This is a genomic window from Thalassobium sp. R2A62 (genome assembly GCF_000161835.1).
Taxonomy (GTDB): Bacteria; Pseudomonadota; Alphaproteobacteria; order Rhodobacterales; family Rhodobacteraceae; genus Thalassobium.
In genome coordinates, this window is the sequence record NZ_GG697169.2 from 2,815,596 (window position 1) to 2,841,533 (window position 25,938).

Below are 25,938 nucleotides of genomic sequence, written 5' to 3' on the forward strand. Positions count from 1 at the left end.
GGGATGAATACGAAAACCATCAAAAGCCAACAGCAGGACAAAGAGTCCTATTTCACGGCTTCCCAAAGCCAGCTGATCTGGGCGCGGTTCAAGAAACAGCGTGCGGCTATGATCGCGGCCGGTGTCCTTATCTTCATCATTGTTATTGGTATTCTCGCGCCTGCGCTCTCGCCCTATGATCCGACGATTGCGGGGCGGGATCGGGACTATCTGAACGGTGCGCCGCAAATCCCGGAATTCTGCGATAAGAACGGTTGTTCCTTGCGCCCCTTCATCCACGGGGTTGAACGCACAAGGTCCGCAGAGACCAATTTCCGCTGGGTCGAAGAACCCAACGAAGACATCCGCCACTATGTCGCGTTCTTTGTTGAAGGGTCAGAGTATGACCTGTTCGGCTTCATCCCGATGGACACACATCTTTTTGGCATGCAGGAAGACGAAAAGATGATCCACCTGTTTGGCACCGACAGCGCCGGCAAGGATATCTTTTCGCGAACATTACATGCGATCTTTACGTCGCTTCAAATCGGGTCGCTCGGGGTTTTGATATCCTTTGTGCTGGCCCTGATCATTGGAGGGGTGTCCGGCTATTACGGGGGCAGATTAGACAGCGTCATCCAGATGGTAACGGATGCGGTGCGCACGATCCCTGCGATCCCGCTGGTCATGTCCGTCGCGGCCTTTGTGCCGACGGAGTGGACCTCTGAACAGAGGTTTTTCATGATCGCGATTATTCTGGGGCTGATCGGTTGGCCGACCTTGGCGCGCCGTGTGCGGACCCATCTGTTAACCGAACGAAATCAGGAATATGTGCTGGCGGCCCAACTGTGCGGCGCATCATCGCCCCACATCATCCGTCGTCACCTTTTGCCCAGCTTCACCAGCTACATCATCGTCGATCTGGTTATCTCGTTCCCTTACATGGTGCTGACAGAAACCGGCCTTAGTTTTATCGGGTTGGGGCTCAAGGATCCTGTAAATTCATTGGGCGTCATGCTGCAAAACGTGACCAAAGCGGACGTTCTGCTGAATTACCAATGGTACTTTATACCGGTTCTTTTCTTTGTCGCACTTGTCATGGCCTTTGTGTTCGTCGGCGATGGCCTGCGAGACGCTGCTGACCCTTATTCGGATTCCAAGAAATGAAGCCACTGATAGATGTCCAGAATCTGACCTTGCAATTTGACACTGACGAGGGTCGGATCACCGCAGTTGATGATGTTAGTTTCACCGTGATGCCCGGCGAAGTCATGGGGCTGGTCGGGGAAAGCGGATCAGGCAAATCAGTGACGGCAAAGTCATTGATGTATCTGAATGCCAGAAACGCGGTTTATGCGCCTGAAAGCAAGATCCTGTTGAACACCGAAGATGTGTCGCTGGACGTGCTCAAACTCACGACCCAGAGGCAGCGCAATGTTGTCCGTGGCGGCGCGATTTCGATGATTTTTCAGGAACCGATGGCAAGTTTCGCTCCGGCGATTTCTATCGGGAAACAGATGGTCGAGCAACTGTTGCTGCACACTGACATGTCAAAAAAGCAGTGCAAGGAATTGTCGATTGAAATGCTGGACCGTGTCGGCATTTCGGATGCCTCCGCCCGGTTCGACCAATACGCGTTTGAACTGTCAGGCGGTATGCGACAGCGCGCGATGATTGCGATGGCGCTGTCGACCAAGCCGAAACTTCTGATCGCGGATGAGCCTACAACCGCGCTGGATGTTACAATTCAAGCGCAGGTCATTGATTTGATGCGCGAACTGGTGACCGAATTCATGATGGGGATCATCTTTATCACCCATGATCTTGGCGTGATTGCGCAGACTGCAGATAAAGTTGCGGTTATGTATCTGGGCCGGATGATTGAAAAAGGTCCGGTGCGTGATGTCATTCGCAACCCCGCACACCCCTATACCCAAGGGTTGCTGGACGCTTTGCCTAAAATGGATGACCTTGAATCCCCATTGGTCCCCATCCCCGGAGATATTCCATCACCGCTTGAGCGGCCTTCAGGGTGTGTGTTCAACACCCGATGCGGAAAGGTTTTCGGTGAAACCTGCAATACAGATGTCCCTGAGTGGCGCGAAACAAATCCAGATCACGATGTGGCCTGCCATCTTTATGCAACGGAGGCCTAGGGATGACTGACAGTCTTATTTCCACAAAAAACCTGGCCGTCGAATTCAATATCAGTGGCGGGTTTTTTAAACCCAAAATTCTAAAGGCTGTCGATGGAATATCCATTGATATCCCCAAGGGGTCGTTTTTTGGCGTCGTCGGTGAAAGCGGGTCAGGCAAGACCACTTTGGGGCGTGCCTTGCTGAATGCCACGAAAATCGCCAGAGGCGGCGCGGTCTATGACGACGGCGAAGTCCGCTATAATCTCGAAGAAATGACGCCTGCGGAGCTTAAGGATTACCGCAAACGGGCACAGCTTATCTTTCAGGATCCATACGCCGCCTTGTCGCCGCGCATGACGGTGCGTGATATCATTGCAGAACCGCTTGAGGTCATGGGCCTGACGTCCGGGCGCGAAGAAACCGATAAGATCGTGCGTGAGATCGCAGCGAAGTGTCGTTTGAACTTGGAACACCTGCGCCGCTTTCCCCATGCGTTTTCTGGCGGTCAACGGCAGCGTATTTCCATCGCGCGGGCGTTGGTGTCAAAGCCGCAGTTTATTGTCGCTGACGAAAGCGTCGCCGCGTTGGACGTGTCTATTCAAGCCGATGTTTTGAACCTGCTCAAATCCATTCAGGTCGACATGGGGCTAACGTTCCTGTTCATCAGCCATGACCTGTCTGTCGTCGCCCATACCTGCGACCACGTTGCGGTGATGTATCTGGGGCGCATTGTCGAAAGCGCCCCGACCAAGGATTTGTTCAATAATACCCGCCACCCCTATACCAAAGCGTTGTTTTCCGCGATCCCGTCGCTGGACCCGGATGCAGAGGATTCCGCCCAGCGTTTGAAAGGTGAAATTCCATCACCGACCAACCAGCCGTCGGGGTGCACATTCCATACGCGCTGCCCACACGCGGCCGACATCTGCAAAAGTGACGTCCCGACGCTGGAAACCTGTGATGAGGGACATGCCGTGTCGTGCCACCGCTGGAAAGAACTGTTGGAAACTGCAGCGCTTTGATCTTTGATCCAAGCTAGGCCTGACGCCTATTCAACCAAACGGGTCGTCAGCAGCTGCCCTTCACGCACCAAGATCGGGTGGGCGACGCTGATGATCCAAGAATTGAACTCCTTGAGCGTATAGGCCGTTTCCAAGTGGATGTCGCTGGAACTTGCACTGTCGGCGTCCCCGTCGGACAAGCGGCGCAGGTGCTTTTTGCGGCTAGAGCGTTCCATCCTCGCCATTTCGGCTTTCTCTTCCAGCAGCAAACGGGCGGCCATCACATCAGACGAGATCAGCACATTGGTCGCGGTCTTTAGGTTCACTTCGACCTGATCATTGATGGCAAGCAGCTCAGCAAATCCGACTTTGCTAAGCTTGATACCTTTGTGGGACTTTTCGCGTGCCAACGGCAGCAGCCGTTTCACGATGATGTCACCTGCCGCCTCAAGCGCGATGGCGTAATCCATCAACTCGCGCATTTCCTTAAGCTGGTCCTTGCTCATGTCATCATGGGGCATATTGGAGGCGTATTTGCGCACCATGTCCAAGGCTTCGTTCACGACAAGGTCTTGCGACTGAATGTGTGACAGCAGCGCCCCGTCGAACGATTTGTAAAGCCCCATAACCGGAGTCAGCATGTCACGCAAAAGACCGGCCATGCGCAGCACTTCGTGGCGCAACGATGCCAAGGCAAGCGTCGGATTGGTTTCGCCGACGTCATTTAGAACGGTCTGGTTTTGTGTGGGAACGCTTATGGAAATGTCTTTGGGAATAGGGAGCATCACTGACACGGGCCGTTCCAAGGTCGACAAAAACGGAAGGAACAACAGCAACATGCAGTTGAACCCAATGTGGAGCAAGATCAGGCTTTGACCATCGTTCCAGCCCGTTGGAATGACGGTAAGAGATGTCAGGTTGATGACCATCAAAGCCATCACCCCGGCAAGCCCACGAACAATCAAGTTCGCAAGCGGGACGCGTTGCGCAAGCGGGTCCATCCCCCGTGACAGCCAGACAGGGATCAAGGCGGACCCCATGTTCGCGCCAAGCAAGATCGACACGCCAACCGAAAAGGGCAGGGCGCCGACACTGACGATTGCGACCACCATCAGGATAGTCGCCACCGAAGAATGCATTATGAACGCCAATCCAGCCCCAACAATGAAGGCGGTTAGAAAATCGCGTTCTAGATAGCCAGAGATCGCGGGCAACAATGCGCTTTCGCGGATCGGTTCGATGGCGTCACGCAGAAAGCCTAATGAGATCAGGATAAGCGCAATTCCCAAGATGATCCGCCCTGCCTGTTTCAGTCGTTTCTGTTCGGTCTTCAAGAACAGGATACCCCCGACTGTCAAAAGCGCGGGCGCAAGCCAGCTGAGTTTCAAAGACAGGATCTGAATCAGAAACGCGGACCCCAAATCACCACCAAGAACAACAGCCATAGATTGCGTGAACGCAAGTGCGCCAGACCCCGCGAAGCCGGACACAAGAAGCGTCACCGCAGCCGAACTTTGCAGAAGAATCGCAAGAAACACGCCAACGATCGCCAAGCCGATAGGATGTTTGCGCGCAGTCACCTGCCGTTGAAAACCCGCACCAAAAGCGCGTTCAATACCTGTACGAACCATGCGAACAGCAAACAAAAGCAACATCGTTGCACCGAAAAGCTCTAACAAAAACGAGACAATGATCATTGGGCCTTTTCGATTTTCGAGTCTGGAACGACAACGACTTCGATTTCCCAATCAATGAGTTTCTGGTGGAAAATTCGGCCCGGTAGCTTGTCGATAAGAACCGCTGTGACATCCGTGGACTTGCAAGCAATCAGCGGTGCGGATTGACCGAACTTGGTGACATCGGTGACGACCAGAACTCGTTTGGCGCGTTGCGCGACGACACGGGCCAAGGCCGCCTCTGCCGCGCTAGACAACAGGAATCCGGTTCCGCAATCAAAGCCGTCAATGCTGATGACGGCCACGTCGATATTGAACTTCTCAACAAATGCTATGGTATCGGACCCGAAGGTCCCGTCTTCGACGTGATGCAACGCACCGCCAGCCAAAAAGACCTGATTGTCGTTGTTGTCCACCAAGGCTTGCGCTGCGTGAATCCCGTTTGTGACAACCGTGAGGTCGCGATGGGATTTTAGGCCAGTCGCAACATGGGCCGTCGTGCTTCCAACGTCCAAAAACACACACGCCCCGCTCGGGATCATGCTGGCCGCCGCCGCTGCAATTTGCCCTTTGGCCCTTGTCCGTTTCTTTAGCCGCGACCCGACTGGATCAAGCGCCTCGGTGTTGGACAGATAGACGCCACCATGCACACGTTGGACCATTCCGGTTTTCGCCAGTGCCTTAACGGTTCTGCGGATGGTTTCTTCGCTGACGTTCAGGACCTCTGCGAGGTGGGATGTGCGTGCTGATCCACCTTGGGCCCTAAGCGTTTCAAGAAGCTCGACCTCCCGATGTGTCGCGTGATTTTCGGCGTGGGGCATAAACAATCCTCTATCCACACTTGACTGGTTTCAGGCCGAATTGTCCAGAGTCATCATGTGAAAATATGTGTTTTTGTGGGTTAAGGCGCTATTGCAGTAGGATGACAATGCCGATTGCAACAACCACAGCCGCGAAGATCCGCTTTTTGATTGGGCGTTCCCCCATCACCAAAACGCCGAGCAAAGCAGCAAAAATGACAGAGGTTTCGCGCAACGCCGACACAACGCCCAGTGGTGCCAGTGTTTTAGCATAAAGAACCAGCCCATAGGCCAGCCCTGACATGATGCCGCCCGCAAGCGCCAGCAAAGATGTGCGCGTCCCGAAATTGACCAAGCGTTTGGGAAAGCGAAGCAGAACAAAGGCCGGCACGAAAATCTCGGCGACGAACAGCCAGCCGATATAGGAAACCGGGCTACCCGATACGCGAATTCCGATGCCGTCCACGATAGAATAGGCCGCGATGAACAACGAGGTGATGACCGCCGCGACAATCGGGCGCGAGGATGTGTTGGTTGGCTTGAACGCTAAGATCAAAATGCCGAACGAGACCACAATAATGCCGACCCACACCTGAACCGACAACATTTCCGAGGCCCAATACTGGGCGCCAAAAGCAATAAGAACCGGCGCAAGGCCACGTGCAATCGGGTAGATCAACGAAAGATCACCCAGACGGTAGGACACGTTCAGGGCGTAGTAGTAACCCCAGTGAATGACGGTTGATGCAACTATATAAGGCCAGGCCTCTGGCGCGATCATCGGCAAAAACGCAACCAGGATCGCTCCGGGGATGACGTGCCCCATAGAGATATAAGCCAGTGAGGCCGCACGGTCCCGCGAGCCTTTAACCAGTGCATTCCACGTCGCATGAAGAAGGGCTGCGAACAGGACGATGGAAATGATTCCGGTGCTCATTGAGCTGCTACCTGTTCATGAAATCGGGCCATTAGATTGAACGATAAAAAAAGGCGGAGCCAAGTTGCCCCGCCTATTAGTCATGGGTACTGTTACTATTCGACCCAAGGAAGCGAATAGGTTTTGACGTTCGTGAAGAATTTCATCGCCTCTGTTACGCCTTCCTTAACGCCATTGCCGCTGTCTTTGATGCCACCAAACGGCGAGGTTTCGATGCGATATCCGGGTTGTTCCCAGATGTTGCAGGTGCCCACATCCAGACCATTGATATAAGAAATCGCGCGGTTCAGATCGTTGGTGCACACACCGGATGACAGGCCGAAGTCGGTCGAGTTCGAGATTTCCATAACCGCCACATCATCATCAGGCACACGCACGATGGGGATGATCGGGCCAAAGGTCTCTTCCATCACCAATTCGCACTCATGGGGCACATGATCGACAACAATCGGCGGCAAAAGCGCGCCGCGACGTTCGGGATGATACAGGATTTTCGCACCATGCTTTTCAGCGTCGAACACACGGTTTTCAAACACCTTGGCGGCCTGTGAATGGATTACGCAGCCCAGTTCGGTTGCGGGGTCTTGTGGATCACCAAACTTGATCTTCTTGGCCTTTTCCAGCACCAGCGGCACGAATTTGTCCGCGACGCTTTCTTGCACCAGAATCCGTTTGATCGCCGTGCAGCGCTGACCGGAGTTTCCGGTCGCACCCGCCACAGCAATGGTCGCTGCCTTTTCAAGATCGGCGTCAGACAGATCGTCACAGATGATCAACGGATCGTTGCCGCCCAATTCAAGCGCTTGGCGTTTGTAGCCCGCTTTGGCCGCAATGATTTTGCCGACAGGAACGCCACCGGTAAAGGTGATGATGTCGATGTTTTCGTTGGTGATCATCTCGTCGCCGATGTCTTGCGGCATACCTGTGACAACCTGAAACATCTCCGGTGGCAGGCCTGCTTCATACAGGATATCGGCCAAGGCAAGGCAGGTCAGGGGGGTCAGCTCGGTCGGTTTGCACACCATGCAATTGTTCGTTGCGATGGACGGTGCAATTTTGTGGCTGACCATGTTCAGCGGGTGGTTGAATGGCGTGATCGCAGAAATGGCATTCACCGGCTCGCGCTTGGTGAAAATCTTGCGGGCTTTGCCGTTGTGGGTCAGATCGCAGGAGAAAATCTCACCGTCGTCGTTCAGAACCTGCGCGGCGGCAAAGTCATAAACGTCCTGTGCGCGTTTGGTTTCATAGATCGCGTGCTGATGGCAGATGCCCAACTCAAGCGTCAGCCATTTGGCCAGATATTCACGCTTTTCACCGATCAGCACGCCTGCTTTTTTCAGGATTTCGCTACGTTCGTAGCGTGTCAGCTTGGATTTGTAGTTTGCCGCAATTTCAAACGCTTTGTGGGCATGTTCGGCTGTGCCGGCGGGCACGGTGCCGACGACCTCATCCGTATAGGGGTAAAGCACTTCGACGACGTTGTCGGTAAAGACAACCTCGCCGCCGATGCGCATTCCTTCGTTCCGAATATCGGTTTTTGTCATACTGTTATTTCCCTGAATTAGAGTGCGGCTGCTGCGGCTGCATAGAAGAAGGCATCAAAGTTGCGCAAGACAGGTTTGCTTGGCAAGTCGATTATGCGGTTGACGATAAAGGGCACTTCTTGTTCCGTCAGGCCGCCGTGGCTGCGCAGGGGCTCGTTCAGAGCGGCCAGATCGTGAAGGTGCTCTGACGTTCCGATTGTTAGGTTTTCAGTCGAGATCATGACAATGTCGCCAATCCGGTCTGCGGGCAGCTCGAACCGTTCAACAGCCTCTTCTTTGGTCAGGACCTCAAGAATTTCCTCACGAGAGGCGAGGCGGGCGATGATGTCGGCACGATTCGCACCGTCGGGCAAATACGCCGTGCCAAACCCGCCAAGGGCGCCGTGGTGCACAACGTAAGGGTCGGTGATCGGAAGGATCACACGCGCCGCCGCTTCGCCAAGCCATTCGTCCAGCAAATCTTGCACATAGATCACCTGTGGATCACCACTTGCGTCGTGCTTTGGCTTCATGCCGTGATCAGCGGTGACGACAATCGCGGCGCCCATGGCATCAAGCTCGGTCAGGTATTTGTCGAACATTTCATAGAACGCTTTGGCCTCTGGCTGATCGGGGCTGTATTTGTGCTGCACGTAGTCGGTGGTCGTCAGATACATGACATCGGGGGACCACTCTTTCAGCAGCTTTACACCCGCTGCGAACACAAATTCGGACAGTTCGGCTGAATAGACCTCTGGTTGCGCCATGCCGAGCCATTTGCTCGCCTCGGCCTGACCATGCTCTTCGGTGGTTGAGGTGTCAGAACGCTCAGCCGAGAAACATTTGGCGCGGTCTTCGTCGAATTTCAGACCTGCGCCCAAGAGTGCGCGCAGTTTGTCCTTGGCTGTCACCACGGCGACGCGGGCACCTGCTTCGTAGAACTTCGAGAACACCGTTGGTGCGCGCAAAAAGCGCACATCGTTCATCATCACTTCTTCGCCTGTTTCGGGTTCGTACAGGAAGTTGCCGCAGATGCCGTGCACGCTTGGTGGGCGACCCGTCGCGATGGAAAGGTTGTTGGGGTTGGTGAAAGACGGGATGACAGAATGTGCCAGCCGATCTGTGCCTGTTTCGCGCATCCGCTTGAGCGTCGGCATCAGGCCATCCGCGATGGCCTTTGTCAGGTATTCCGGTTCACAGCCGTCCAAACAGATGGCAATGGCGCAGGTTTTTGGCGCTGGATAGGTGCGATCGTTGGCGACAACGGGAGTCGTAATGGTCATGTTCGTTCCTTCAAAGCTTAAGCAGCTAGTTTCTTGCGTTCTTCAAGTGCGGCAGCGGGGGGCGCTGCGGTGTCGACACCCATAGCGGTCAATGCTTCGCTGGCCGCTTTGACCACTGCGTGCATGACGGTTTCATCCATCTGGCCGATACATCCAATCCGGAAACTATCGACGACAGTGAGTTTGCCAGGGTAAATGATAAAGCCCTTTTCTTTCATCGCTTCATAAAAGCCATCGAAAGAAAACTTTGGATCGGCGGGGCAAAAGAATGTGACGATAATCGGCGACAGCCAGCGGTCATCAAGCAGGGTTTCAAACCCGAGGTCCCGCATTCCGCCCACCATAGTGTCACGGTTGGCGTGGTAACGTGCACCGCGCCCCGCAACGCCGCCTTCTATCTCATGCGCCTTTAGCGCTTCGATAAAGGCCGCGACCACGTGGGTCGGTGGGGTAAAGCGCCATTGTCCGGTTTTCTCCATGGCGGACCACTGGGCCTCGACATCTAGAGATAGGGAATGACTGTTGCCCTTGGCGGCAACAAGTTCGTCTTTGCGGGCAATCACAAAGCCAAAGCCGGGCACGCCCTCAATGCATTTGTTTGCCGAGGACACCATGGCCGCGTAGCGCACCGTTTCAGCCTCAAGCGGGACGGCACCAAAAGCCGACATGCTGTCGACCAGCACCTTCCGACCCGCTGCATGTGCGGCATCGGCCAATTCCTGCACGGGGTTCAAAATGCCTGAACTCGTTTCGCAGTGGATGATTAGGACATGGGTAATTGCCGCGTCCTGAGCAAAGATTTCACGGACCTCATCCCCGCGCGGCGGCAGGTAGTCTCCCTTGTCCAGTAGGTGATAATCCCGTCCGATACATTTCAAAGTCGCGGCCGCACGCAGGCCGTAGGCGCCATTTGCCAGCACCAAGACCTTGCCGTCTTTGGGCACAAACGACCCCAACATGGCTTCAACGCAATAGGACCCCGATCCTTGGATTGGCACACAGTCATAGGCGTCAGACCCCGGTCCGATCAGGGCAAGCAATCGGGTGCGCATGTCGCGCGTCATGGCGCGAAAATCATCGTCCCAGCTGCCCCAATCGCGCAGCATTGCCTCTTTCACCTCATAAGATGTAGTCAGCGGTCCTGGCGTCAAAAGGTAGGGCTCGCCTAGCTTTGGCTTCGGAATAAGAAAATTTTTCATCTGAGCGCTCCGCCGCTTCGGACAATTACCTCCAAATTTGAACCAGCGCGTGTCATATGTAAAATCCACAATATTTATCTTTCGATAGGTTTTTCTGATAAATTTAGCGCCCTCCGACATTCAGCCCTCACTGAGCAAAATTGGTACCCCCTACAAGTACGCGTTGCGGACAATAAAGGCACAAAAGCAACTGCATGGCTTTGAATCCCACAAAAAGACATATAAACAAAAGAAGACACACACGCGGTTCGTCAGGGGTGGACCGAAAAGAGGGGACTCTCATGGACTCTGCGACACTGCTTGAAGACGGGCACCATTTCGCGGGCCTAGCGGCAGAATTGGCCAGAACGTTCTTTCGCAAACCTGTCGAAATTTCGTTCAAACAAGACCAAAGCCCCGTGACGTTCGCAGATCAAAGCATCGAAAAACAGATCCGGGCGGCCATCTTGGAAAAGCACCCTGATCACAGCATTCTGGGTGAGGAATTCGGAACGGAAGGGGCCACGCAGGATCACTTGTGGGTCATCGACCCGATTGACGGAACGCGGTCTTTTTTGTCCGGCAACCCGCTTTTCGGGTTTCTTCTTAGCTATCTTGAGGCACGCGATCCGCAACTTGGCATTATTGGCATGCCAGCATTGGGCGAAACCTACTGCGGGGTTAAGGGGGCTGCGGCCACATGCAATGGCGCTGAAATTCATGTCTCCAGCCAAACCAATCTGGAGGAAGCCGTCCTTTACGTGAATGAGGGTGAAAAAATCTACGACGCCCACCCAGCGGTCTTTGCGAAACTGATGCGAAGCGGACAAACGCGACGATTTGCATACGATTGCTATCCACACGCGCTGCTTGCGGCGGGGCATGTGGACGCTGTGGTCGACTATGATCTGAAACCTTATGATTTTCTGGCGCTTGGTCCGGTCGTCGAAGGGGCAGGGGGGATCATGACAACATGGGCAGGACAAAAGCCCGACCTCACATACGAAGGTCCGATCATCAGCGCAGCTACGCCGCAGCTGCACGCGCAGCTTGTGGACCTCTTGCACGTCGAACAATAGACTCCGGCTGGAAATTATAGTTATCTGATCACCATAGATTTTTCTGATGGCATCTTGAGATGAGATACACCCAACTTCGCGCGTTTCATAATGTTGCCCTTCACGGTGGGTTTTCGCGTGCAGCGGATCGTTTGAACCAAACGCAGCCCGCACTGTCTGATCAGGTCAAACGGTTGGAACAAGCCCATGACACGCTTCTGTTCCGGCGTGAAAAACGCAATGTCTATCTGACAGAAGCGGGCGAAGGCCTGTTTCGGATGACCAAGCAATTCTTCGAAATTGAAGACAGCATCGGCGAATACCTTGATCATTCGAACCCCGCCATGAAGGGGCTGCTGCGCATCTTTGCAGACTCAGCGCTGCATGTGACTGACGCAATCAGCCACTTTCGCATGAACAACCCCAAGGTTTTTGTGTCCATCAAGACGGGCAATACCAAAGAGGTGCTAAGCAGATTGCGCAATTATGACGCCGAAATCGGTGTCGTTGGCAATATGCAGCCGGCATCCGACGTCGCTGGGCTTGATATCGGGCGCGCGCCGATCATCGCCATTTCTGCCAAGAACTATCTGCCAAACGGGCGCACCGAGATATCATTCAAGGACCTGCCCAAATGGCCCTTGGTGTTTCGGGAAAAAGGGTCTCGTACCCGTGCAAATCTTGAAGACGCAGCGCAGAAAATTAATGTCTTGATCAAGCCGGTGATCGAGGTGGATGGCCGCGAAGCGATGCGCGAAATCGTGGCGTCGGGCGCTGGTATCGGGTTTGTTTCAAAGGCTGAACACAATCACGATGAACGCTTGCAGCCGATCACGATTACCGGACTTGAACTGGAGATGGTCGAAACCCTTGTGATCCTGAAAATGCGCCGCGATGTTCCAATGATCCGCGCGTTCATGCGATCCGTGCGAGAGGTAGGTGAACACAGGACCGGGGACACATAATGCTGGCATCTGAACGGCACGCGATCATTCTGGAACAAATCCAGCGCGACAACACTGTTTCGACACGGTCTTTGACAGCGCGCCTTGGCGTGTCACGGGAAACCGTTCGAAAGGACATCGAATATCTGGCGGAACAGGTCAAACTCCAACAGGTTCGTGGTGGCGCGACCCGTATCAGAACCCAAGAAATCCCGATGGAGAGCCGGGCCCAGATCAATGCGGACGGGAAAAACCGGATTGCACGTGCCTTGGCCGCGCAAATTCCGGACGGATCATCGCTGTTTCTCGATAACGGCTCGTCTACATTCGCTGTAGCGCAAGCATTGCATCAGCACAGTGACCTGATCGTCTACACCAATGACTTTGCCGTCGCCCAAAAGATCGCCCGCAGCTGCCGTGAATTGGTGATGTTGGGCGGTAAGGTCGACGCACAGGAAATGGCAACGATCGGGATCGAGACAACGGAACAAATCAGCCAGTACCATGTTGATTTCACGGTAATAAGCGCGGGCGGGTTGTCCGCTAGAACGATGTTGACGGACTTTAGCAAAGAGGCAGTTAGTTTTCGCCAGCAGATGCTATTGAACGGCACCACGCGGTTCGTGATTGCAGATCATGCGAAGTTTGGCGTGGTCGGGCAGGTGGCCATGCCAACGCCGCCCAAAGGCACCTGTATCGTGATGGATCAACGCCCGGATCCAGAGGTTTTGAACGCGATCACCCAGAACGACCTGACCTACCAGATCGCGGGCTAACACCTCAAGCATTGCAAAGGTTTGCAAATTAATGCAAGAATCTGACAACTCAGTTTCTTGTGGAGCCCTGCAATGTCCAAGCCTTTTCCCAAAAATGCGCAGTACGTCATCATCGGGGGCGGGATTGCCGGCTGTTCGGTGGCGTATCACCTGACAAAGATGGGCCACACGGATGTTGTTCTGCTGGAGCAGGGGCAGCTGAGCTGCGGCACGACATGGCATGCGGCAGGGCTTGTGGGGCAATTGCGCAGCCAGCCTGCGATGACCAATTTGATCCGCTATTCGACCCAGCTCTATGCCCATCTTGAGGCTGAAACAGGACTTGCAACGGGGTGGATGCAATGTGGCTCAGTCACTGTGGCGCGCACCGATGATCGAATGACGATGTTGATGCGCACCGCCGCCGCAGCCCGCGCCCAAGGTGTCGAGGTCGACGTTCTGACCCCGCAAGAGGCAGGTGACAAATGGCCCGTGATGCAAACCGATGATCTGAAGGGCGGGATCTGGATGTCCGGCGACGGCAAGGCGAACCCGACTGACTTGACACAATCGCTGGCCAAAGGCGCCCGCAATGGCGGCGCACGGATCATCGAGGGCGTGAAGGTCACAGACATCACCACGAAAGACGGTGCCGTCACCGGCGTGGTCACGGATCACGGCACGATTGACGCGCAGGTGGTCGTAAACTGTGCAGGTCAGTGGGCGCGGGAAATTGGCAAAATGTGCGGTGTGAACGTCCCGCTGCATTCCGCAGAACACATGTATATCGTAACCGAAACCATGAACGGCGTGACCCCTGATTTGCCAGTTCTGCGCGATCCGGACGGCTACATTTACTTCAAGGAAGAAACTGGCGGGCTTGTCATGGGCGGATTTGAACCAGAGGCGAAACCCTGGGGCATGGATGGTATCCCCGACAAGTTCGAATTCTCGTTGCTGCCCGATGATTGGGACCAGTTTGAAATTCTTCTGCAAAACGCCTTGATGCGTGTGCCGGATATGGAAACGGTGGGTGTGCGCAAATTTTACAATGGCCCCGAAAGTTTCACACCTGACAACAACTATCTTCTGGGCGAAGCACCAGAGCTTGTGAATTTCTTTGTGGGTGCTGGCTTTAACTCGATGGGCATCGCCAGTGCTGGCGGGGCAGGGCGGGCGTTGGCAGAATGGATCGTCGAAGGCGAGGCAACGTCAGACTTGTTTGCCGTTGATATCCGCCGTTTTGCCGACTTCAATAACAACCCGACGTGGTTGCATGACAGGGTCAAAGAAACCTTGGGTCTTCATTATGCAATGCCTTGGCCGAACCGGGAATTGGACACCGCTCGGCCGTTCCGTCGATCCCCGCTTTATGATCGCTTGGCCGCGAAAAACGCTGTATTCGGATCTAAAATGGGGTGGGAACGCGCCAATTGGTTCGCATCCAATGGCACTACCGCCGAAACGGTTTACAGCTTTGGCCGCCAGAACTGGCATGATGCCGTTGGCGCAGAACACAAGGCCGTGCGCGATGGAGTCGCCGTGTTTGATCAGACATCTTTTGCCAAACTGCTCGTGCAGGGGCGCGATGCCTGCGCCGAGCTGAACCGGATGTGCGCCGCCAATATCGACGTGCCAATCGGCAAGACTGTCTACACAGGAATGTTGAACAAACGTGGCGGATTTGAAAGCGACGTGACGGTCATTCGCCTGAACGAAGACAGATTTTTCATCATCACCGGATCGGCGCAAGCAGTGCGCGATGCCAACTGGATTTCGCGCAGTTTCGCACCGAACGCCCATGTCTACATGACCGATGTCACATCGGCGTGGTCTTTCTTGGCCATTATGGGGCCAAAATCCCGCAACGTGCTTGGGGCGTTAACCAAAACGGACCTGACAAACGACGGTTTCCCGTTCGGCACCTGCAAAAGCATCGACCTTGGATATGCCACCGTGATGGCCAACCGCATGTCTTATGTGGGTGAACTGGGTTGGGAGCTTATTGTTCCAACTGAATTCACCGCTGGGGTCTACGACGATCTGATGCAGATCGGTGCGGATCATGGCATCCGTGATGCCGGTTACTACGCGCTTGACGGTCTGCGGATCGAAAAAGGGTTTCGCGCCTGGAGCCGTGAATTGACCCCCGACATAACGCCACTGCAGGCTGGTTTGGGCTTCGCGGTGGATTTTAACAAGCCGGGCGGGTTTGTCGGAAAAGACGCATTGCTTGCGGCGAAGGCTGATCCCGACCACCTGGACCGCCGGATCATCCAACTGGTTTTGAAGGACGCAAAAGCGCAGATTTGGGGTGGTGAGGCCGTTCTGTGCAACGGTGTTGAAGTGGGCGAAGTTCGCTCAGCGGCCTACGGGCATACCCTAGGGGCCGCGGTTGCACTTTGTGATGTGAAGGCTGGCAGCAAGATCGACCAAGCCTTTATTGACAGCCACAGTTTCGTCATTGATCTGGCAGGTGAACATCATGAGGCAACCGCACATCTGCGCACGCCCTATGATCCAAAGTCCAAGCGGATCAACGCATAAACACTGCAATCCGGTCAGGAACAAATCGCATATGTCTCATTTGGCTTCGTTCTAGTATTAACATAATATTGATTATGTCACACAAACCTCCAGAATCGGTAATTGCATCTATTTAAGTATATGATTTCAACTACTTGCAGAGGGTCCTTCCCGTTATTCTTGCAAAAAACAAAACAACTTATCTTCTCTGTACAAGAAACCGGTAGTTTCACAGATTAGGAAAAAGTTCCCACTTTGATCTTCCTGATTTGAAAATTTAGCCAATGTCCATTTATGAAGGCCCCTCGGCGGTGTCTCACTTGTGGAGAGGATTGGTATTTGTCAGAGCAAATTTCAGACCCCTTGAGATATTTTTCTCGAGTCAAAAGATATGTGCGTCGCAATGGAGAGCGTTTTGCCACCGTTGTAGAAGAAACAGGAATCCCCGCATATTACCCCACATCTTTAGCCCTCTCACGTCGACCGCGTGGTGTTTCTGCAGAAACCCTGGCGGCTGAAGCAGCGGATCTTGTCCATATCGGGCTAAGGGCCGCGCGAGAACAGATCGAACTTCTGATTGCGGGACTGATGTCGGACAAACCCGCCGCCGAGGTCGCAGGCCATGCAAAAAAGATGATCGAAGCCATGGCGGCCTGCGGTTGCACAATGAACAATGCTTATATGCAGCATTCTCTGCTGGCGCTTGTTCTCATTCCTGAATTGCGGATCAGTGATCTTGGGCTTGTTGATGTCACAGAGTTTCGGTTGACCCCTGTCGTCGAGGTTTGAGACCCAGTTGCGTGGATCGAATTTTCTGTACGTGAACCGTCTGCGTTAAACAAATCACGTTGAGAAACACAAACGCCCCTTGCGAGACAAGAGGCGGTGTGTCGCGATATCAGTTGCGCGGCTTAGCTGATGGCGCAGGCGCGGACGTCGTCGTCGATGTGCGGGACGTATTGGGCAAAGTTGCCTGCGAACATTTCAACCAGTTTTGACGCTTGGGCATCATAGGCGGCTTTGTCGTCCCATGTGCTGCGTGGATCCAAGAGACCAGCGTCGACGTTTGCAACGGTCACTGGCACGTCGAACCCAAAGTTTGGATCCTTGCGGAAGGTCGATTCCGAGAGCGAGCCGTCGAGCGCCGCAGTGAGCAGTGCGCGTGTCGCTTTGATCGGCATCCGGTTGCCCGTGCCATAAGCGCCGCCGGTCCAGCCGGTGTTGACCAGCCAGCAGGTCGCGCCATGCTTGGCAATCTTGCCGCGCAGCAGGTTGCCGTATTCTTCGGGGCGGCGGGGCATGAAGGGCGCACCGAAGCAGGTCGAGAATGTGGGCTCGGGTTCGGTCACGCCGCGCTCGGTGCCTGCAACCTTGGAGGTGAAACCCGAGAGGAAGTGGTACATCGCTTGGGCCGGTGTCAGGCGCGCAATGGGGGGCAGCACACCAAACGCATCGCAGGTCAGCATGATGATGTTCTTGGGGTGGCCGCCAAGCGCGCTGTCAGAGGCGTTCGAGATGTAGTGCAGCGGGTAGGCGCAGCGCATGTTTGCGGTCAGGCTGTCGTCTTCGAAATCCAATTCCTTGGTCTCGGCGTCAAAGACCATGTTTTCGATCACAGTGCCGAATTTCTCGGTCGTGGCGAAAATCTCTGGCTCGGCCTCGGCGCTCAGGTTGATGGTCTTGGCGTAACAGCCTCCCTCAAAGTTGAACGTGCCGCGTTCGGACCAGCCGTGTTCATCGTCGCCAATCAAGGTGCGGTTCGGGTCCGCCGACAGCGTCGTTTTACCGGTGCCTGACAGGCCAAAGAAAACGGCCGTATCAACAGGGTTCCCGTTGGCATGGTTCGCCGAGCAGTGCATCGGCATGATACCTTTGTCGACGAGCAGGTAATTCAGCAGGGTAAAGACTGATTTTTTGTTCTCGCCCGCGTATTCGGTGCCGCCGATCAGGATCATCTTGCGCTCAAAGTTCATTGTGATGACCGTTTCAGAGCGGCAGTTGTGGCGCTCTGGGTCAGCTTTGAATGTCGGGCAGTTGATGATCGTCCACTCGGGCGCAAACGTGTCGAGTTCGGCGCGCTCGGGGCGGCGCAGCATCGTGCGGATAAACAGGCCATGCCACGCAAGTTCGGTGACAACGCGGACGTCCAAACGGTGTTCTGGGTCGGCGCCCCCAAAGAGGTCTTGGACATGGTAGGTGCCACCAGACATGTGAGCGATCATTTCGTCGTAAAGAGCGTCGAACCCTTGGACAGACATTTCAGCGTTGTTTTCCCACCAGATGTGATCGGCGACGTTGTCGGTCCGCACGATGTGTTTGTCTTTCGGCGAGCGACCAGTGAATTTACCAGTCGTCACAAGAAATGCGCCACCGTTGCCCAATGTGCCCTCGCCGGCCATCAGGGCCTCTTGGATCAGCGCAGGTTCCATCAGGTTATAATAGACCTGACCCAGCCCCTTGATCCCTTGATCGTCGAGTTTCATTGCTGGGTTGACCCGTCCATGGTCCATGGTTTTGCTCCTGATTGCGGCCCCGCCAAAGGGCGTGTTTCAATCCCATAGCATGCGGTTTCTCAGGCGCGATAGATGGGGGCCGGAACGTTAGCGCAACCATTTCCATGTTAACGCCACCAGTGATTGAGCAACGGTCCCGAGTGCCAAAAGGTGAGGCATTTTAGCCATTGGTTATCAAATTGTGGCGCAAATTGGGCGATGAGACATGCCTGATTCGTTTTTTATCATTGATTCGCATGGCCTTTGTCGTGCAAAACAAAAGAAAAAATCAGGCAAAACGCCGTATTGAGCAGTAAAGGGAAACACCCCATGAATAAGATTGCGTTGGTGGACGACGATCGGAATATTTTGACGTCCGTGTCCATGACCCTCGAGGCAGAGGGTTTTGAAGTATCGACATTTAATGACGGTCAGTCCGCATTGGACAGTTTTAACAAGAACATGCCTGATATGGCAGTTCTGGACATCAAGATGCCCCGTATGGATGGCATGGATTTGCTACAGCGGTTGCGTCAAAAGACGACGATGCCAGTTATTTTACTCACGTCCAAAGATGACGAGATCGACGAAGTTCTCGGTCTGCGGATGGGTGCGGATGACTATGTAAAGAAGCCGTTTTCGCAGCGTTTGCTGGTTGAACGTATTCGTGCGCTGTTGCGCCGTCAGGATGCGATCAGCGGCGAAGTTGTTGAAGAATGCGAAGACACCAAGGTGATGAACCGCGGTGATCTGGTTATGGACCCTCTGCGTCACGCGGTGAAGTGGAAGGGACGCGATGTGTCTCTGACAGTGACCGAATTCTTGTTGTTGCAGGCCTTGGCGCAGCGTCCTGGTTTCGTGAAGTCGCGCGATCAGCTGATGGACGTCGCGTACGACGATCAGGTTTACGTAGACGATCGGACCATCGACAGTCACATCAAACGTCTGCGCAAGAAGATGCGCATGGCTGATGATGAGTTCTCGGCGATCGAGACGCTCTATGGTATCGGTTACCGCTACAACGAAGAGTAAACACTAATGACAATGGCCCCCGAGGTTGATGTTCGTGATCTAAAGTCTGTGCGCCGCGCTGCGGTTGCACGGGGCGAGGATGTAGGCACGCGGCATTCGGGGGATATTGCCTTGGGCGAAGACTATATCTCGCCCGAGGTGGCATCTGATCGAGATTTGCAGGCGCAGCGCAGTAGGCGCGGCATGTTGCGGCTTAACCGCTCGCCGCTTGCACGCAAAATCATCACCTTCAACCTGCTGGCCATGATTATTCTGGTCGCGGGTGTTTTGTATATGAACTCGTCGCGGGACAATCTGGCGTTTCAACGCGCAAACGGATTGGTCAGCGAGGCGGTTTTGATTGCTGACGTCTTTGAGGCCAAGTTGCCTGTCGGTGCACCTGTGAATTTGGTCACGGGCGACGGGATTGATCCGGTCGAGACTTTGGCGGGGCTCAATCTGCGTGGCGGGGTCGAGGTGTACGTCTATGACACAGCCGGCAATCTGGTCAGTTCGTCTGAGGGCATGGCGCGTGTTAATGCGTTGCCAATCACTGGGCTCGAGGACGAGATCAGCGGGACGATCATCACCGACTTTTTGAACCGAGTTTGGGACGGCATGTCCGGGCTGTTCTCGCCCAAAGAGCCTGAAACAGCTGCTGCTGATCACGAAGCGCTTGCCAACATGCTGGTCGCTGACGCGGTCGCCGGCGCGACCCTAGTTGATAGCGGCACAACGGCGAATGGGCAGACTGTATTTACAGTTGTGACGCCAATTCTACAGAACGGCACAGCTGTCGGTGCGGTCGCATTGACGAGTGCGGCGGGTGAACTGGACCGGCTTGTCCGCCACGAGCGCGAGCAGGTGCTGCAGATGTTCGTGATTGGTATTTTGGTATCAATTGGCCTGAGCTTGCTCTTGGCCTCGACCATTGCGAATCCACTTGCGGATCTGGCGGCGGCAGCCGAGTTGGGACGTGATAAAAACGCCCGTAAGATGAGCCCGAACAAAATTCGCATTCCTGACCTGACGGCCCGCCCTGACGAGATAGGACGGTTGTCTGGTGCCTTGCGCGGAATGGTCTCGGCCCTCTACGAACGGATCGAAGGCAACGAACAATTTGCCGCGGACGTCGTACATGAAATCAAGAACCCGCTCGCGTCGTTGCGTTCGGCGGTTGGCACAATGCGTGTTGCCAAGCGGGATGACCAACGTCAGAAATTGCTGGATTTGATCGAGCACGACACCATGCGGTTGGACCGTCTGGTCAGCGATATTTCGAGCGCGTCACGGCTCGACAGTGAATTGGTCAAGGAAGAAGAAGAAGCCTTTGACCTGATCAAGATGGTGACGAACCTGACGCAGTTCCTTGGTGAGGACGCGGGCAAACGCGGCATCGACTTTATCGCGGATCTGCCGGACCACCCTGTCGAGGTTATGGGGCTTGAGGCGCGTTTGGCGCAGGTCTTTGTCAATCTGATCACCAACGCGATTTCGTTTTGCGAAGATGGTGACGCGATCCGCGTTTGGGCGCGGCGTCGTAAAAATCGTATCCTTGTGGTCGTCGAGGACACCGGTCCAGGCATCCCCGACGGGGCTTTGACCAAAATCTTTCAACGCTTTTATTCCGAACGTCCTGAGCAGCAGTTTGGTAACAATTCGGGTCTCGGGCTCGCGATTTCCAAACAAATCGTCGAGGCGCATGGTGGTGTGATTTGGGCTGAAAATATTCGCCCAACAGAAGCCGACCTCACGTCCGAGCCTCTGGGTGCGCGCTTTGTTGTCGGCCTGCCGCTGTAGGCGGACGGCAGACGGATGGGCGACGTCACAAACCCCAATCCAATTCATGCAAGTTGTGTCGCACTGAACGGCCGCGCTGTCCTGATCCTAGGGGCGTCTGGCGCTGGTAAATCTGCTATGGCGCTGCGATTGATGGCTTATGGCGCAGGATTGGTTGCAGATGACCGTGTTCACCTGAGCGTCGCAGACCAAGTGGTCTGGGCGGATGCACCTGACACGATCCGTGGCCGGATCGAGGCGCGAGGCATAGGCATTTTAGCGGCTGAACCAGTGGGCCCAGCACAGGTCGCCGTCGCCGTGGATTTGGACCAAAAAACTGACCAACGATTGCCGCAGCGTCAAGAATATTTCGTCCATGACGTACCGGTCCCCTTGCTTCACAACCCCGAGAGTGGGCATTTTGTTGAGAGTGTTCTGCAATATCTAAAAGCAGAACAAGGGGATCTGGATGACTGACGAGGCGACGATTGACGATTCACCGCATGTGGTTTTGATCACTGGGCCATCGGGCGCGGGCCGCTCAACCGCGGTCAACGCGCTCGAAGATAGCGGTTATGAGGTGATCGATAATTTGCCGATGCATTTGCTGCCGCGATTGCTGGAGGGCGACCCACCTGCAAAACCGCTGGCGCTGGGCATCGATGCGCGCAACCGTGATTTTAGCACCGATGGGTTGATGGCGATGATCGAACGGCTGCGCAGCAACCCGCTCGTGGCATTGGACGTCTTGTTTCTGGATTGCAGCGACGATGTGTTGTTGCGCAGATTTTCTGAAACGCGCAGACGGCATCCACTGGCCCCCAGTGCGACCCCTCGAGACGGAATTGAGATCGAACGCCAGTTGCTGATCCCGATCCGCGGAACGGCAGATATCCTGATCGATACCACCGAGATGAGCCCGCATGATCTAAGAGCAGATATTGAACGTCTGATGGGGGCACAGGACAGCACGTCATTGTCTGTTACCGTGCAATCGTTTTCCTATAAACGCGGTTTGCCGCGCGGTTTGGATCTGGCGTTTGATTGTCGGTTTTTGCGCAATCCTCACTGGGAGGCAGAGCTGCGCAGATTGGATGGCCGAAATGCTGCTGTTGCCGACTATATCCGCGGGGATCCAAGGTTTGAAGAGGTGATGGAGCGGCTCAGCGGGTTGGCAGTGCTGTTGCTGCCAGCCTACCAAGCCGAAGGAAAATCACATCTATCCATTGGATTTGGGTGTACTGGCGGGCAACACAGATCGGTTGCGATGACGGAAATGCTGGCTGCGACCCTTGCAGATGTGGGCTGGCAGGTGTCTAAGCGACATCGGGAACTGGAGCGACGAAATCAATCGACGCCCGAAAAACAAGGTGGATCAGCGTGATCGGAATCGTGATCGTTGCACATGGTGGATTGGCCAAAGAATATTTGGCCGCGGTCGAACATGTTGTCGGCAGCCAAGACGGGATTCGTGCGATCTCTATTCAGGCCGAACATAACCGCACTGACAAACAATCCGAGATTTGTGCTGCCGCAGATAGCGTCGATACCGGCAACGGAGTTGTCGTGGTGACGGATATGTTTGGCGGCTCGCCGTCGAATTTGTCGCTGATGGCCTGTCAGTGTGACAATCGCCGTATGGTCTATGGGGCCAACCTGCCAATGCTCATCAAGCTTGCGAAGTCGCGTGAAAAGTCAGTGAGCGACGCCGTGAGCTGTTCGCTAGAGGCGGGCCGCAAATACATCGACAGCCAAATTGTTAAACCAGAGGCTACACCGTCATGAGTAAGACGCGCACCCATGAGATCGTAAACGTCAAAGGTTTACACGCCCGCGCCTCTGCCAAGCTGGTAGAAGTCGTCGAGGCCCATGACGCACGCGCCGAAATCAGCCACGACGGGATGAGCACCTCGGGTGATAGCATCATGGGGCTTTTGATGTTGGCAGCTTCTAAGGGAACCTTTATTGAAGTTGAAACCAGCGGAAATGACGCTGAAACACTGGCGGATGCGCTCGGGGCTTTGATTGCTGACAAGTTCGGCGAGGGGGGCTGAACGCCAAGCGCGGACAGGAAAACACCGACGTGGTCGATAATGGTTCTAACAATCAGAACGGGAGCACTGGGCCGCAGACCTATGATCGGCGCACGCTGACCTACGCCAACACGTTTGACAATTTTTGGAGCCGCCGGTTCATCAGCACGATGGAGTGGATGACGGGCAAGCTGAGCATCCTCGGGATGATCCGCAAGTTCGAGAAGCAGGACAATCCGCAGGGTCAGGCATTTTGGCGCGCGGCACTTGATGCGATGGGGATCGAACTGGCAACGCCGCAATCGCAAATGGACCGTATCCCAAAGACCGGGCCAGTCGTGATTGTCGCGAACCACCCTCACGGGCTGATTGATGGAATGATCTTTGCCGATCTGATCGGGCGCGTTCGTCCTGATTATAAAGTGCTGACGCGGTCGGTTCTGACGGGCATCGACGAGGTTGCGAGCAGCTACCTGATCCCTGTGCCGTTTCCGCACGAGGATGACGCGCAGGCCAAGATGATGGAGATGCGCGCGGCGGCTATGGCCGAACTCAAGGATGGTGGCGTTGTGGCGCTGTTTCCATCGGGCGTTGTCGCATCATCAGACACGCTGATGGGCCCTGCAATCGAACGTGAATGGAATGTGTTTACGGCCAAAATGATCCGGCGGTCAGGGGCTACGGTTGTACCGATCTTTTTCCCTGGATCGAATTCTCGGCTCTATCAAATGGCAAACCGTGTGTCGGCGCTGTTGCGGCAGGGGTTGTTGCTGCATGAAATCGTCAAGGCATGTAACCGCCCACAAGCGCCCGTTGTTGGCCATCCGATTTCAGCGGACGTCGTGGCGGAAAAAGAGACCGACCCACGTGCGTTCATGGCATGGCTACGCGAGCATACGCTGAGCCTGCGAGACTGATCCTTAGCGGGTTGGGACGGGGTCACCGTCGCCACGATAGTCATAAAATCCGCGACCTGTTTTACGCCCAAGCCAGCCAGCTTCGACATATTTTGTGAGCAGCGGACAGGGGCGATATTTGGTGTCGGCCAATCCGTCGTGCAGCACGTTCATAATCGCCAAACAGGTATCAAGCCCAATAAAGTCGGCCAGCTCAAGCGGCCCCATAGGGTGGTTCGCGCCCAGCTTGAGAGAGGTGTCGATTGAACGAACGGACCCGACACCTTCGTACAGGGTATAGATCGCTTCGTTGATCATCGGCATCAGAATGCGGTTCACGATAAAGGCTGGGAAATCTTCGGCTGTCGCTGCGGTTTTCCCCAAGCGTTCGACAACGGCGAGGCAGGCATCAAAGGTTTCTTTGTCCGTGGCGATCCCGCGGATCAGCTCGACCAGCTGCATGATTGGCACTGGGTTCATAAAGTGAAAGCCCATGAATTTTTCGGGCCGGTCCGTGCGAGATGCAAGGCGGGTGATCGAGATCGACGACGTATTCGACGTAAGGATTGTGTTGGGTTTGAGGTGCGGCACGAGGTCTTCAAAGATCGCCTGCTTGACAGTTTCGCGTTCGGTCGCGGCCTCAATAATCAGATCAGTTTGCCCCAGATCAGGTAGCGTGAGCGTTGTGCTGATCCGCGCCATGGCGTCAGCCTTTTCTTGGGTGGTGATTTTGTCGCGGCTGACCTGACGGTCGAGGTTGCCCTCGATAATGCTGCGAGCGGCAGTCAAATTGTCCTGCTGCACATCGTTCAAGAGCACATCATAGCCGGCCAATGCAAACACGTGAGCAATGCCATTGCCCATCTGCCCTGCGCCCACGATTCCAACAGTTTCGATCGCCATGATGTGCATCCTCTGAATGATGTTGCGGTGCAGCATAGCGCGGGCAGGGATGGGCGAGCAAGCGGCGATAAATCGTTAAAACCTGAGGCAAATGCGCGCTTTAGCTTCTTGGTAAGAGAAATCGGCGAATCTGGTGTCGAAACCAATTGGTGCACCAACATGAAATACGAAACCCTCGCGCCTCCCGCGCTTGACTATTTGCCTTGTCGCTATGAAGGATCGCGCACCTTCTTTCGTGGCCCGAAAAAGCCGTTGGTGGGCGAGTATGTTGCGTTTCTAGGCAGTAGCGAAACCTACGGTAAGTTTGTCGAACGCCCGTATGTAGAGCGGATTGAAGACCGGATTGGGACAACCTGTGTCAATCTTGGCTGTGTGAATGCGGGTATCGATGTGTTCCTGCATGATGAGGACCTTGGGGCGGTCTGTCAGCGGGCCAAGATGACCGTGGTTCAGGTGATGGGCGCACAGAACATGTCCAATCGATTTTATTCCGTCCATCCGCGCCGCAATGACCGCTTTGTCAAAGCGAGCGTGCTGATGCAGGCGATCTTTAATGGCATAGACTTTACAGATTTCAATTTTACCCGACACATGTTGACCTCGGTCCAACAACGCGCGCCGGAACGGTTCCGCGTCTTGAGGGACGAACTGCAAGAAGCGTGGGTGGCCCGCATGCGCCTCTTGGTGCGTGGGCTGGGGTCACGGGTCGTTTTGCTGTGGGTCGGTGCCGAGGCCCCCGGGACGAATAGCAGTGAGCTCGCCAACGAGCTGGCCCGCGAGCCACTGTTCGTGACGCGCGATATGATCGAAAAAATACGGCCCCATGTTGAGGACGTGATCGAGGTGCCGCTCTCGGCACATGCCCGCGCGACAGGATTGACTGATATGGTTTTTGAGCGGCACGAAGAAGCGGCTGCACGCCTGAACCTGAATGTCGCATCTCATACCGAAGTGGCCGAGCTGACCGCGCACAGATTGCAAGGCATGCTCTAACGCAAGAGGCCCACCAAACTGGCGGGCCTCTTG

Annotated in this window: 23 protein-coding genes and 1 pseudogene; 16 read left to right on the forward strand and 8 right to left on the reverse strand. The window is 54.9% G+C overall.

Going from position 1 to position 25,938, the window contains the following annotated elements; translation table 11 throughout:
* The first annotated feature begins 3 nt into the window (after positions 1–3).
* The 3 genes from TR2A62_RS14055 to TR2A62_RS14065 are packed head-to-tail and all read left to right on the forward strand — an operon-like array spanning position 4 to position 3,139.
* The gene (locus tag TR2A62_RS14055) at positions 4–1,146 is read left to right on the forward strand and encodes an ABC transporter permease (RefSeq protein WP_009158777.1); all 1,143 of its coding nucleotides are present in this window, start codon (positions 4–6) and stop codon (positions 1,144–1,146) included.
* Positions 1,143–2,135, forward strand: a complete 993-nt coding sequence (locus tag TR2A62_RS14060; protein WP_009158171.1) for an ABC transporter ATP-binding protein — start codon at positions 1,143–1,145, stop codon at positions 2,133–2,135. Before TR2A62_RS14055 ends, TR2A62_RS14060 begins: the two co-directional genes overlap by 4 nt.
* Before the next feature lie 2 nt (positions 2,136–2,137).
* Positions 2,138–3,139: an ABC transporter ATP-binding protein gene (locus TR2A62_RS14065; RefSeq protein WP_009160420.1), complete on the forward strand. Its 1,002-nt coding sequence runs from the start codon at positions 2,138–2,140 to the stop codon at positions 3,137–3,139.
* A 26-nt stretch (positions 3,140–3,165) separates the two neighbouring features.
* On the opposite strand, the gene TR2A62_RS14070 is transcribed toward TR2A62_RS14065, so the two are convergent.
* The 6 genes from TR2A62_RS14070 to TR2A62_RS14095 form a co-directional block, all read right to left on the reverse strand.
* A complete protein-coding gene (locus tag TR2A62_RS14070) occupies positions 3,166–4,773 on the reverse strand; it encodes a Na/Pi cotransporter family protein (protein WP_223296123.1) in 1,608 nt (535 codons plus the stop codon).
* 38 nt (positions 4,774–4,811) lie between these two features.
* Complete coding sequence (locus TR2A62_RS14075) at positions 4,812–5,615, reverse strand: DeoR/GlpR family DNA-binding transcription regulator (protein WP_009158888.1); 804 nt, start codon at positions 5,613–5,615, stop codon at positions 4,812–4,814.
* Between the two features lie 88 nt (positions 5,616–5,703).
* Positions 5,704–6,531 (reverse strand): DMT family transporter, encoded by an 828-nt coding sequence (locus TR2A62_RS14080; protein WP_009158075.1) that lies wholly within the window; start codon positions 6,529–6,531, stop codon positions 5,704–5,706.
* A 95-nt stretch (positions 6,532–6,626) separates the two neighbouring features.
* Positions 6,627–8,075, reverse strand: coding sequence for a phosphonoacetaldehyde dehydrogenase (gene phnY / locus TR2A62_RS14085; RefSeq protein ID WP_009157314.1), 1,449 nt, complete (start codon positions 8,073–8,075; stop codon positions 6,627–6,629).
* Positions 8,076–8,092: 17 nt separating this feature from the next.
* A complete protein-coding gene (gene phnA, locus TR2A62_RS14090) occupies positions 8,093–9,337 on the reverse strand; it encodes a phosphonoacetate hydrolase (protein WP_009160145.1) in 1,245 nt (414 codons plus the stop codon).
* A 17-nt stretch (positions 9,338–9,354) separates the two neighbouring features.
* The gene (locus TR2A62_RS14095) at positions 9,355–10,536 is read right to left on the reverse strand and encodes a 2-aminoethylphosphonate--pyruvate transaminase (RefSeq protein ID WP_009159850.1); all 1,182 of its coding nucleotides are present in this window, start codon (positions 10,534–10,536) and stop codon (positions 9,355–9,357) included.
* 281 nt (positions 10,537–10,817) lie between these two features.
* On the opposite strand from TR2A62_RS14095, the gene TR2A62_RS14100 reads away from it, so the two are divergent.
* From TR2A62_RS14100 to TR2A62_RS18555, 5 genes and pseudogenes are all read left to right on the forward strand, one after another.
* Complete coding sequence (locus TR2A62_RS14100; RefSeq protein ID WP_009157761.1) at positions 10,818–11,594, forward strand: inositol monophosphatase family protein; 777 nt, start codon at positions 10,818–10,820, stop codon at positions 11,592–11,594.
* A gap of 59 nt (positions 11,595–11,653) precedes the next feature.
* Entirely contained in the window at positions 11,654–12,538 is an 885-nt protein-coding gene (locus TR2A62_RS14105) for a LysR substrate-binding domain-containing protein (RefSeq protein ID WP_009159381.1), read from the forward strand.
* Positions 12,538–13,293, forward strand: a complete 756-nt coding sequence (locus TR2A62_RS14110; protein WP_009160412.1) for a DeoR/GlpR family DNA-binding transcription regulator — start codon at positions 12,538–12,540, stop codon at positions 13,291–13,293. The genes TR2A62_RS14105 and TR2A62_RS14110 overlap by 1 nt, the downstream gene beginning before the upstream one ends.
* A gap of 72 nt (positions 13,294–13,365) precedes the next feature.
* Complete coding sequence (locus TR2A62_RS14115) at positions 13,366–15,819, forward strand: FAD-dependent oxidoreductase (RefSeq protein WP_009160892.1); 2,454 nt, start codon at positions 13,366–13,368, stop codon at positions 15,817–15,819.
* A 543-nt stretch (positions 15,820–16,362) separates the two neighbouring features.
* Positions 16,363–16,587 (forward strand): annotated as a pseudogene (locus TR2A62_RS18555) (adenine deaminase C-terminal domain-containing protein); the annotation flags it as partial.
* A 122-nt stretch (positions 16,588–16,709) separates the two neighbouring features.
* Here TR2A62_RS18555 and TR2A62_RS14125 read toward each other — a convergent pair.
* On the reverse strand, positions 16,710–18,308 hold the full coding sequence (locus TR2A62_RS14125) for a phosphoenolpyruvate carboxykinase (protein ID WP_009160355.1): 1,599 nt from the start codon (positions 18,306–18,308) through the stop codon (positions 16,710–16,712).
* A gap of 312 nt (positions 18,309–18,620) precedes the next feature.
* Between TR2A62_RS14125 and TR2A62_RS14130 the strand changes: the two genes are divergently transcribed.
* The 7 genes from TR2A62_RS14130 to TR2A62_RS14160 are packed head-to-tail and all read left to right on the forward strand — an operon-like array spanning position 18,621 to position 24,030.
* Positions 18,621–19,322: a response regulator transcription factor gene (locus TR2A62_RS14130; RefSeq protein WP_009158246.1), complete on the forward strand. Its 702-nt coding sequence runs from the start codon at positions 18,621–18,623 to the stop codon at positions 19,320–19,322.
* 6 nt (positions 19,323–19,328) lie between these two features.
* A complete protein-coding gene (locus TR2A62_RS14135) occupies positions 19,329–21,101 on the forward strand; it encodes a sensor histidine kinase (protein ID WP_040820801.1) in 1,773 nt (590 codons plus the stop codon).
* A gap of 15 nt (positions 21,102–21,116) precedes the next feature.
* A complete protein-coding gene (locus TR2A62_RS14140; protein WP_009157971.1) occupies positions 21,117–21,557 on the forward strand; it encodes an HPr kinase/phosphorylase in 441 nt (146 codons plus the stop codon).
* On the forward strand, positions 21,550–22,464 hold the full coding sequence (gene rapZ, locus TR2A62_RS14145) for an RNase adapter RapZ (protein WP_009158456.1): 915 nt from the start codon (positions 21,550–21,552) through the stop codon (positions 22,462–22,464). Before TR2A62_RS14140 ends, rapZ begins: the two co-directional genes overlap by 8 nt.
* Entirely contained in the window at positions 22,461–22,865 is a 405-nt protein-coding gene (locus tag TR2A62_RS14150) for a PTS sugar transporter subunit IIA (RefSeq protein WP_009159741.1), read from the forward strand. Before rapZ ends, TR2A62_RS14150 begins: the two co-directional genes overlap by 4 nt.
* Entirely contained in the window at positions 22,862–23,134 is a 273-nt protein-coding gene (locus tag TR2A62_RS14155; protein WP_009160450.1) for an HPr family phosphocarrier protein, read from the forward strand. The genes TR2A62_RS14150 and TR2A62_RS14155 overlap by 4 nt, the downstream gene beginning before the upstream one ends.
* Before the next feature lie 29 nt (positions 23,135–23,163).
* Positions 23,164–24,030, forward strand: a complete 867-nt coding sequence (locus tag TR2A62_RS14160; protein WP_009158154.1) for a lysophospholipid acyltransferase family protein — start codon at positions 23,164–23,166, stop codon at positions 24,028–24,030.
* Between the two features lie 3 nt (positions 24,031–24,033).
* Here the strand turns inward: TR2A62_RS14160 and TR2A62_RS14165 are convergent, their stop codons facing one another.
* Entirely contained in the window at positions 24,034–24,912 is an 879-nt protein-coding gene (locus TR2A62_RS14165; RefSeq protein WP_009158986.1) for a 3-hydroxybutyryl-CoA dehydrogenase, read from the reverse strand.
* A gap of 159 nt (positions 24,913–25,071) precedes the next feature.
* Between TR2A62_RS14165 and TR2A62_RS14170 the strand changes: the two genes are divergently transcribed.
* Entirely contained in the window at positions 25,072–25,905 is an 834-nt protein-coding gene (locus tag TR2A62_RS14170; RefSeq protein ID WP_009158331.1) for a DUF6473 family protein, read from the forward strand.
* The last annotated feature ends 33 nt before the right edge of the window (positions 25,906–25,938 follow it).

What these genes read in the sequence shown, in the direction of transcription:
- TR2A62_RS14055 (WP_009158777.1), top strand. Translation starts at nt 4, where the DNA reads ATGAATACGAAAACCATCAAAAGCCAACAGCAGGACAAAGAGTCCTAT.
- TR2A62_RS14060 (WP_009158171.1), top strand. Translation starts at nt 1,143, where the DNA reads ATGAAGCCACTGATAGATGTCCAGAATCTGACCTTGCAATTTGACACT.
- TR2A62_RS14065 (WP_009160420.1), top strand. Translation starts at nt 2,138, where the DNA reads ATGACTGACAGTCTTATTTCCACAAAAAACCTGGCCGTCGAATTCAAT.
- TR2A62_RS14070 (WP_223296123.1), bottom strand. Translation starts at nt 4,773, where the DNA reads ATGTTGCTTTTGTTTGCTGTTCGCATGGTTCGTACAGGTATTGAACGC.
- TR2A62_RS14075 (WP_009158888.1), bottom strand. Translation starts at nt 5,615, where the DNA reads ATGCCCCACGCCGAAAATCACGCGACACATCGGGAGGTCGAGCTTCTT.
- TR2A62_RS14080 (WP_009158075.1), bottom strand. Translation starts at nt 6,531, where the DNA reads ATGAGCACCGGAATCATTTCCATCGTCCTGTTCGCAGCCCTTCTTCAT.
- phnY (WP_009157314.1), bottom strand. Translation starts at nt 8,075, where the DNA reads ATGACAAAAACCGATATTCGGAACGAAGGAATGCGCATCGGCGGCGAG.
- phnA (WP_009160145.1), bottom strand. Translation starts at nt 9,337, where the DNA reads ATGACCATTACGACTCCCGTTGTCGCCAACGATCGCACCTATCCAGCG.
- TR2A62_RS14095 (WP_009159850.1), bottom strand. Translation starts at nt 10,536, where the DNA reads ATGAAAAATTTTCTTATTCCGAAGCCAAAGCTAGGCGAGCCCTACCTT.
- TR2A62_RS14100 (WP_009157761.1), top strand. Translation starts at nt 10,818, where the DNA reads ATGGACTCTGCGACACTGCTTGAAGACGGGCACCATTTCGCGGGCCTA.
- TR2A62_RS14105 (WP_009159381.1), top strand. Translation starts at nt 11,654, where the DNA reads ATGAGATACACCCAACTTCGCGCGTTTCATAATGTTGCCCTTCACGGT.
- TR2A62_RS14110 (WP_009160412.1), top strand. Translation starts at nt 12,538, where the DNA reads ATGCTGGCATCTGAACGGCACGCGATCATTCTGGAACAAATCCAGCGC.
- TR2A62_RS14115 (WP_009160892.1), top strand. Translation starts at nt 13,366, where the DNA reads ATGTCCAAGCCTTTTCCCAAAAATGCGCAGTACGTCATCATCGGGGGC.
- TR2A62_RS14125 (WP_009160355.1), bottom strand. Translation starts at nt 18,308, where the DNA reads ATGGACCATGGACGGGTCAACCCAGCAATGAAACTCGACGATCAAGGG.
- TR2A62_RS14130 (WP_009158246.1), top strand. Translation starts at nt 18,621, where the DNA reads ATGAATAAGATTGCGTTGGTGGACGACGATCGGAATATTTTGACGTCC.
- TR2A62_RS14135 (WP_040820801.1), top strand. Translation starts at nt 19,329, where the DNA reads ATGACAATGGCCCCCGAGGTTGATGTTCGTGATCTAAAGTCTGTGCGC.
- TR2A62_RS14140 (WP_009157971.1), top strand. Translation starts at nt 21,117, where the DNA reads ATGGGCGACGTCACAAACCCCAATCCAATTCATGCAAGTTGTGTCGCA.
- rapZ (WP_009158456.1), top strand. Translation starts at nt 21,550, where the DNA reads ATGACTGACGAGGCGACGATTGACGATTCACCGCATGTGGTTTTGATC.
- TR2A62_RS14155 (WP_009160450.1), top strand. Translation starts at nt 22,862, where the DNA reads ATGAGTAAGACGCGCACCCATGAGATCGTAAACGTCAAAGGTTTACAC.
- TR2A62_RS14165 (WP_009158986.1), bottom strand. Translation starts at nt 24,912, where the DNA reads ATGGCGATCGAAACTGTTGGAATCGTGGGCGCAGGGCAGATGGGCAAT.
- TR2A62_RS14170 (WP_009158331.1), top strand. Translation starts at nt 25,072, where the DNA reads ATGAAATACGAAACCCTCGCGCCTCCCGCGCTTGACTATTTGCCTTGT.